The organism is Desulfonatronum sp. SC1 (genome assembly GCF_003046795.1).
Taxonomy (GTDB): domain Bacteria; phylum Desulfobacterota; class Desulfovibrionia; order Desulfovibrionales; family Desulfonatronaceae; genus Desulfonatronum.
This window is the reverse complement of sequence record NZ_PZKN01000016.1, coordinates 87,339-94,992: the sequence shown is the minus strand read 5'-3', so window position 1 is coordinate 94,992 and position 7,654 is coordinate 87,339. Positions and strand designations below refer to the sequence as shown.

Here is a 7,654-nt window from a genome sequence, read left to right as displayed (position 1 = left end):
TATAAAATTAAACGTTTTTTTGACAAAAAAGCAGAGATATCAGTAGGGTCTTACGCAAAGGGCCAGGTTAACATGCAGAAATTATTGCGGAAAAGGCTGGATTTGGCGCGATGCGGTTAAAGTCCTGTCTAACAATACATAATCGTTGTATGATGAGATTCCTATATTTTGCTTTTCTAATGTTTCTATTGTCTTTCTATTATTTTCATTCAACATATCTATACGACCATTTGCATGAGCTATTGAATGTCGAACCGAGGCAAGGTGTTTTATGAGTTGCCAAGTCTTGTCATCACTACATAATTCAAAATTAAGCACATGTTTATAGTATTTTTTTGCCCTTTCAAGGAAATCACCTCTGAGGTCAGTGATTGAGATTCCTTGGTTTTGAGCTTTTTGCAGTAAACGTGCTATTTCTATTATGCTTGCTTCAAGGACTGCATACAAAGAGACTATAAATGCGCCCCAGAAAAATCGAGGCAAAAGAAATTCAATTTTTTGATCGCATTCATATCTAGCTATATCCCATTCTGGATCATCTGGCGTTAGACTCTCTTTTTTTCTTAATTCTTCGAGCGATGTTTTCTCAATTTCGCTGAGATGAGCTATTTGTTTTTCTATGAGTTCGTAATGATCTTCAAGGACATTAAGCTCTAAGGACACATCAAGTAATCTGAAATCTAGATCAACATTTATTTTCATTTGGATACTTTTGGTGTAACGTGCCGGGGCTGACTGCGACGCGGAAGCGTCGCGGGAACGCTATGTATCAGCAGCGGCGCCACCCAAACTTGCCGCGTCAACGCCGCCGCGCTTCTCGCCGTCTGCTGAATACAATTGTTCGGCGAAGCCGCGTAATTAATATTTCACTTTACTTACCTCTATTAGGCAGTGACTTTGTAGACTAGCTGTGTTTGCTTCGCACGAAACTGTTTGGATACATATTGCAGAGCTACTCTGCTGGCGCTTTTTTTTTAGGCTTTGTTTTTTTTCTTGTTGACGTTTTTGACTGTTCTTCAGCTGCTCCTTCTTGATCAACTGTATCTTCATTTGTATTATCCTCCAAAATGATTGTACCCATTACGTTCTGCGAAACAGGAAAACGTGTTAAGTCTGTGCCGTAATTTTCTATGGAATATGCCTTGATATTGTTTCTTAAAAGCCACTCAAATTCTTCTGGTGGGCGCACACACGGAAAGAGTTGACTTGCTTCGTCACGGTCAATGACAAAAGAATGGCTTGGATATTGTGTAGCAAGATGACGAACTATCTTTTCACTCGCACCAAGCCGGATGCCATAGTGAATAGCTATATCCAAAAAACGTTGCAATTCTCCAATCCGAGAAGAGTCAATCTGGCTGGTAATTGGCGCATACAAACCTATTGCCATTTTGCAGGCGATTTCTGATGCAGTTTGAGTTGTTATTACTCCTCCACTTCTCCGACGAATACTAAGAAAAATCTCCTCGAATAATTCAAACGATTTTTGGGCTACAGATTCTAGTGATTGATATATCGAAAGTCCTGACGAACGTTGCATAAATTCATCGGGGCTAAAAACCTGGACGTCCAATGGCCCAAACTCACCCCGTGGTCCCATAATGATTTCATCTGCCCCTAACGCGAATAGCGTTCCAGCACTTTTGCAAAACCCGTAAATATATAGAGAGAACATTTTATATGCTTTTTTAAGAAAACGTGCCATGCGATAAGCAGAGTCAGCATCCCCTCCGTTAGTGGCTAAAATGACTGTTACGTTTTCTGATTTTCTTATTTGCTTCGTGAAAGATATAAAAGATTCACATGACTCAGGACTCACCTCTGCATTTAGAAACAAAATGTCTGCATTCAATTTATCCTTGAATGATTGCAGCATATTTTGCTCTTCTTCTTTTTCGCAGCAAAGTTTCAAGGTGATCGCTTCCATATTATTATTATCCCCTTTTTGATATTTTCCGCCGAACAGTGTTATTATGCGGAACTCACAAAATTCCGTCCCCCAAAATTCCCGGCTTTACCACCTGCTGATTTGGCAAGCATTTTCCGAAATAAAAACCCGCACTCATACTACTATTTCAGGCTATTAAGAAGCATCCACCAGGTCCTTCTAAACGCCGAGGTCAGCATTATGCGTTGTACTGAGGTTGGCTTTATGCGGCAGCCAATGTGATCACCAAAAGAGCGGGACATATAGCCAACCTCGGATGAAGAAACGAACCGCCCGCTCCCGTTTGGTCACTCAAGGCGCTGGGTACGCCCCAGTGAAACACCCTGAAAGGGTACCCGGTTTCACCGGGCAGGCAAGGAAAAGATCTTTGAAAGCAGGGAAAAAGCTGCTTTCAAAAAACATTGCCCCTCACCGACGGGGGGAATCTTCTTCGCGACCTTCATGCCCTGAGCGAAGCGGGCGGTTCAACTCTGGAAATGTCAACAGGTTCTGAATCATCCCTGGCTTCGGGAAACCAACGTACCAAATGTTGAAGCCATTAAACGACATTTGGAGTGGAAGCAATCGTATGCCGTAAACCATGGAACAATTACGTAAAGGCTACATCCGAGCCTACATCAGCGAACCAGTGACCATTGAAATCCAGGTGGGCGCATTCTGAGTTACCGCGCGGCTTACTGCCCGATAAACCGCCCCTCCTCCACCTCACGGGCCGTGCCCAGGGCGGCCAGGGTTTCCAGGATTTCTGCGATTCTGGCGCGGGGGGCGCGGGTGAAGGATTTGGCGATGGCGTCGGCCGTGGCTGGTGAGGGGGAGGCGGTCAGGATGGCGCGGACGGCCTGGACCTGTTCGGGCATGGTGGCGGGCCAGGGGGATTTTTTGCCCTTGGCGACAACAGCCTCCGGCGCGGCGCTGACGCCCAGGGCCGCCCGCTCCCCGCTGATCCCGCCCAGGTTCTGATACTCTGGCCAGACCGCCGGGCGGAGATTGACGCAGCGCAGGACCGGAGCCCGGGCCGTCTCGTCGGGCACTTCGCGGCCCGTGGTTGGATGGGGGCGGGTGGGCGAAGCTCTTCGCCGATCCCACGCCGCATCCGAATCAGTCATGACCGCGAAGAAGGGTACCCTGTTCGCTTTTGCGCGGATCTGCTGAAGAGTGCCGCGCTTTCTTGATGTTTGCGTGGGGTTTTGTCACAAGTTGCTTTCTTCCTCGTGGACGTATCAGGCAATGGATTGGTGAACGGATGAAAAGCAGATTCATGAAGAGTCGACAAGCCAAGGTCGGGGCCGCTCCGGGTACCATGGTGCATGTGGGGGAGCGGATGGCCGACAAGACCTCTTTGCGGGTGGTGACGTACAACGCGGCGAAGGTGAAGACGTGGCCTCTTCGCGACAGCGCCGAGGGCATTGCCGAATCCATTGGGCAGGGGGTCACGTGGATCAACGTGGACGGCCTGCACCAGGTTGACGTGGTCACGGCCCTGGGCCGTGAATTCAACCTGTCCGCCCTGGTTTTGGAGGATATCCTGAACACCGACCACCGGCCCAAACTGGAGGTCCACGACGACTTTCTGTTCATCGTCGTCAAAATGCTGGTCCCCGAACCAGCCCGCGATTCCTTCCGTGTCGAACAGCTCAGCCTGATCCTGGGCGACACCTACCTGCTCTCCTTCCAGGAGTCGGAAAGGGACGTCTTCGATGCGGTGCGCCAGCGCATCACCATCGGGAAAGGTCGCATCCGCCAGAGTGGCCCCGACTACCTGGCCTATGCCCTGCTGGACGCCGTGGTGGACAACTACTTTCTGGTCCTGGAAAGCATCAGCACGGAATTGGAGCACCTGGAGGAAGCCCTGCTCACCGCCCCCGGTCCGAGCGACCTGCACCGTTTCCACAGCCTGCGACGGGAGGCTATCCTTTTGCGCCGGATCATCTGGCCGGTCCGAGAGGCCCTTGCCGGGATGACGCGCGACGACTCCGCCCTGATCAACCCCGAGACCCGGGTCTTTTTTCGCGACGTCCACGACCACGCCGTTCAGGCCATGGACATCGTGGAAAGCCTCCGGGACCTGGCGTCCAGCCTTTTGGAGCTGCACCTGTCCAGAAACAGCCAGCGCATGAACGAGACCATCAAGGTCCTCACCCTGATCGCCACGATCTTCATCCCTCTGACCTTCATCGCCGGGGTCTACGGCATGAATTTCGAATTCATGCCCGAACTGCGCTGGTCATGGGGCTACCCCCTCGTCCTGCTCTTCATGCTGGGCGTGGCGGTGACGATGCTCCTTTACTTCAAGCGCAAACACTGGCTGTAGCTTTCCGCGCCCAGGGCTGCCAGGGTTTCCCGGATTTCGGGGATTTAGGCGCAGGGGGCGCGGGCACGTTGTCAGGGAGGGGATACGCCCTCCTCATCCCGTGCGTGAGCGCGGAACTTTTTCCCGAAGGATCATACGCAATGAGATCGCCCATGCACTGGAAGACCTGTATTGCCGTGGCTTTGATCTTGGCGATGTTCGCCGCGATCCCGCAAGGCGTCTCGGCGCTCATCGCTGAGCGGGTCGAAAACTGGGCTGAACTCAGAGAGAACGTGACCGACATCCGGATCGACCTGCGCGTGGGTCAGTTGCTTGGGGATGAAATGGCATGGCGCGAAGACGTTTTCATTCTTTCGGGTGACCGACGTTATCACGCCTATCCTGACTTAGGGGGGCGTGACGGCGTTCGCGAGTACCTGGAACTCCGGCTTGAGGACGGTGGATATGTGGGCTACCGGGACGACGGCATACGGCGGCGGCGGGACTCGTCGTTGCACTCGCGCGCGATGGGCCATGTGTTCATTCTCGGCACGACCGCCTGGGTCGAGGCGATATCGACGACCGAGGGCGGCGAGTGGGTGTTCCGTCTTCATAATGCTCACAACGAGACCGATTTATACCGTGTGGATGATCTCACTGGCATTGTGCTCGAGCGTAAGGTGACCAAAGGAGATAGGCAGGTCGGTTACACCGAACGGCGATTCCTGAGCGAGATCGACAGGGAAGAAGCCGAACACCGCTTTAACAGCCTCATCAAACGTGCCCAGGCGGCCGAAAGCCTGCATGAGCAAAATGCGAAGGAGGCTGCCTACGATCGACTGATTTTGTTTCTGTTTGCCGGGTTAGCCACGATTGGCGGCGTGGCGCTCGTATCGTATCGGCAGATGCGGCGATTCGGGCCAAAGGCCTTGCCTTACTGGCCGGCATTGTCGATCGCGATGATCGGCTGGATGGTGGGCGGCTACTTCCTGATGGAAATTCCGTTGCAGGGGTTCTACACGATGGTACTTGCGATTCCTGTCGGTGCGGTGGTTGCGGTGATCCCTGTGCCGGTCACGACCAGCCTCTATATCGTGTTGTCTTTGCTGGTTCACGTCCTCGTTTTTGGGGCAATCGGGCACGGAATCGTCGCATTGCTCGGGCGCTGGCCTGGATGGCATAGAACCTCATAAAAAAATCATCTTCTACGAGGCCAGCCTAACAGACTCAATTATACGGACAGACAAGTCTGTTTTCGAAGAAAAGCTCAACTGCCGGCAACATGTTGTTTTCAAAGACATTTGCAACTCAGCGACACATTTCTCTCTCCGTCGAGGTCAGCTTTTTTACTTTCTCTCGAAATCAGCACTATGCGGTGTCTGAAGAATCACGAAAAAAGTCCTGCATAAGGCCGACCTCAGCGGCCATGACGGACGCATGAGATTTTTCGACGGGCGTGAAGCGTGCTGAACACTTTTAGTAAAAATATCGCATTGATGTAACAGATTGAGGCCTCGGTGACGCATTCAGTCCGAATTCACGCCATTGGCCGCTCAAAATCCTCCGCGCATCGGTCCATGGGTACGGCCAGGCTAAGGAATCTGTCGGATTCCGAGAACATCAGCCGTTTGTCCACCATCATCCGCAAAAATCCGTCCAGTTTGTCCGCGACCAGGTGGGGGAGCAGGGTTTGGATTTGGTTTCTGGTGCGGCTTTTTCGGCAGAAGAGATAGATGCGGCGCGAGGTTTGGGGCAGGCGGTGGACGTCGTGGGTTTTGTCCGGGCGGCGGCGGGTGATGATCAGGAAGTCCGCGCCGTCCTGGTAGCCCAGGATCGGGGCGGGGTTCGGGCCGCGCATGGATTGGGCGTATTCCTTGGCCCATTGGCTTGCCCGGTGTTCCACCGGTCGCCATAGTCGGCGCTGTTCCAGCTTGCCGCCGACGTACCCTTGCACCATGAAGCGCAGGGTCCGGGCAATTTGGGGAGGAAACAGGACGCTCCAGCGCGGGTCGTTGCCCGTCAGGCGGATTCCGTGACCGCGCGGATCGCGGAACACCGGGCTTTCCAGGCCCAGCCAGAAGGACACCGGGTTCAGGGGCAGGTAGGGAGCGGCAAATTCCATGTTGATCAGGGTTTCCTCGACCTCCTCGGCCGTGGAGCCCGGAAAGCGCATCAGCAGGTTGCCGCCGTGGTGGATGCCCAGGGCTTCGCAGTGGCGCATGGCCTCGATGTTGTCCAGGGCGCCGGTGCCCTTGTTCATCCTGGCCAGCAGGGCGCTGCTCAAGGCCTCGACGCCCACCTGGACTTCGCGCATCCCGGCCCGGCGCATGGCCGCGAGCTGGGCCGGGGGCGTGTCGGCCCGGATTTCGCCGAACAGCCGGTAGTCCCTGCCGGATTCAACCAGCGCGGTGAACAGTTCCGTCGCGCCCTTGCGGGGCAGCAGGTTGTCCATGAACGAAAAGCCCAGCACCTTGTGCCGGGTGCTCAGGGCGGTGATTTCCTCCGCGACCTTGCGCGGAGACTTGGACCGGTATCCGGTCCAGTGCCGGTTCAGGTTGCAGAACGCGCAGCCTTGGGCCGGACGATCCGGCCTGGGCTTTCTGATCCACCAGCAGCCCCGGGAGGCCTCCACCGGAAGCACGGGATGGAACCGCCTCGCCGGCCCGAGGCGTTGCAGTTGGGCGAAGTAGTCGTCGAAATCCGGAGCGGGCAGCTCGTCCAGGTCCTGGATTTGTCGGTTTGAGGCGTCTGGCAAAAACTTCCCACCTCGGCACAGGGCGTCCGTCAGCTCGGCCAGGGCCGTTTCCCCCTCTCCCTGGACCAGATGATCGATCTCCGGAAACGCGGCGGTCAGGGCCGCGAGGGATTCTCCGGAAAAACTGGCCCCGCCGACCACCACGGGCAATTCCGGATATTGTCGCTTGATGCGCCGGATCAGGACCAGGGAACAGGTCAATTGGCACAGGGAGACGCTGAACCCGGCCAGGCCGAACACGGACCAGTCGATGTCGGCGATGAACCGGTCGCAGACCCTGTCCAAGGCCTGGGCCAAGGCCGGCAACCCCGCGGCGCGGAGGACCGGATTTTGCCTGCTTTCCCGCTGGAAGAGCCGCTGAATGGCCGGGGCTTGGTCCGGAAAGAGCAAGGCCGCGGCCACGCTCTCCGCGACCCAGGTCCGTTCGGACACGGCCTGATACGCGGAATAGCCGACCTCGGCGGCCGCCTGAAGATGAAGATGCTCCGCCCGGACCGGCACGTCGGGAAACCGGCGGCGAAGATGGGCCTTGAGCGCGCCGAGCTGGATGGAGGGCCGGTTGTACATGGCCCAGGGCGCGGAAACGAGTATGACCGGACGGGGGGAGATTATCCCGGCTTCAGGCTTGTTCATGGCAAAGCCAACCCCGTTATTGCCATCA

6 protein-coding genes are annotated in these 7,654 nt (G+C 55.1%); 2 read left to right on the top strand and 4 right to left on the bottom strand.

Translation table 11 applies throughout. From position 1 onward, the window contains the following. Positions 1 to 81: 81 nt before the first annotated feature. From C6366_RS19300 to C6366_RS20040, 3 genes are all read right to left on the bottom strand, one after another. The gene (locus C6366_RS19300) at positions 82 to 702 is read right to left on the bottom strand and encodes a hypothetical protein (protein WP_146164823.1); all 621 of its coding nucleotides are present in this window, start codon (positions 700 to 702) and stop codon (positions 82 to 84) included. 250 nt (positions 703 to 952) lie between these two features. After that, on the bottom strand, positions 953 to 1,927 hold the full coding sequence (locus tag C6366_RS10385; RefSeq protein ID WP_107737685.1) for a hypothetical protein: 975 nt from the start codon (positions 1,925 to 1,927) through the stop codon (positions 953 to 955). A 695-nt stretch (positions 1,928 to 2,622) separates the two neighbouring features. After that, a complete protein-coding gene (locus C6366_RS20040; protein WP_199221482.1) occupies positions 2,623 to 3,054 on the bottom strand; it encodes a hypothetical protein in 432 nt (143 codons plus the stop codon). Between the two features lie 152 nt (positions 3,055 to 3,206). Here C6366_RS20040 and corA point away from each other — a divergent pair, with 152 nt between their 5' ends. Further along, the gene (corA, locus tag C6366_RS10375) at positions 3,207 to 4,259 is read left to right on the top strand and encodes a magnesium/cobalt transporter CorA (protein ID WP_107737701.1); all 1,053 of its coding nucleotides are present in this window, start codon (positions 3,207 to 3,209) and stop codon (positions 4,257 to 4,259) included. Positions 4,260 to 4,411: 152 nt separating this feature from the next. Next, on the top strand, positions 4,412 to 5,431 hold the full coding sequence (locus C6366_RS10370) for a hypothetical protein (protein WP_107737683.1): 1,020 nt from the start codon (positions 4,412 to 4,414) through the stop codon (positions 5,429 to 5,431). A 344-nt stretch (positions 5,432 to 5,775) separates the two neighbouring features. On the opposite strand, the gene C6366_RS10365 is transcribed toward C6366_RS10370, so the two are convergent. Continuing rightward, complete coding sequence (locus C6366_RS10365) at positions 5,776 to 7,626, bottom strand: RiPP maturation radical SAM C-methyltransferase (RefSeq protein ID WP_146164822.1); 1,851 nt, start codon at positions 7,624 to 7,626, stop codon at positions 5,776 to 5,778. Positions 7,627 to 7,654 lie beyond the last annotated feature (28 nt).

What these genes read in the sequence shown, in the direction of transcription:
- C6366_RS19300 (WP_146164823.1), bottom strand. Translation starts at nt 702, where the DNA reads ATGAAAATAAATGTTGATCTAGATTTCAGATTACTTGATGTGTCCTTA.
- C6366_RS10385 (WP_107737685.1), bottom strand. Translation starts at nt 1,927, where the DNA reads ATGGAAGCGATCACCTTGAAACTTTGCTGCGAAAAAGAAGAAGAGCAA.
- C6366_RS20040 (WP_199221482.1), bottom strand. Translation starts at nt 3,054, where the DNA reads ATGACTGATTCGGATGCGGCGTGGGATCGGCGAAGAGCTTCGCCCACC.
- corA (WP_107737701.1), top strand. Translation starts at nt 3,207, where the DNA reads ATGAAGAGTCGACAAGCCAAGGTCGGGGCCGCTCCGGGTACCATGGTG.
- C6366_RS10370 (WP_107737683.1), top strand. Translation starts at nt 4,412, where the DNA reads ATGCACTGGAAGACCTGTATTGCCGTGGCTTTGATCTTGGCGATGTTC.
- C6366_RS10365 (WP_146164822.1), bottom strand. Translation starts at nt 7,626, where the DNA reads ATGAACAAGCCTGAAGCCGGGATAATCTCCCCCCGTCCGGTCATACTC.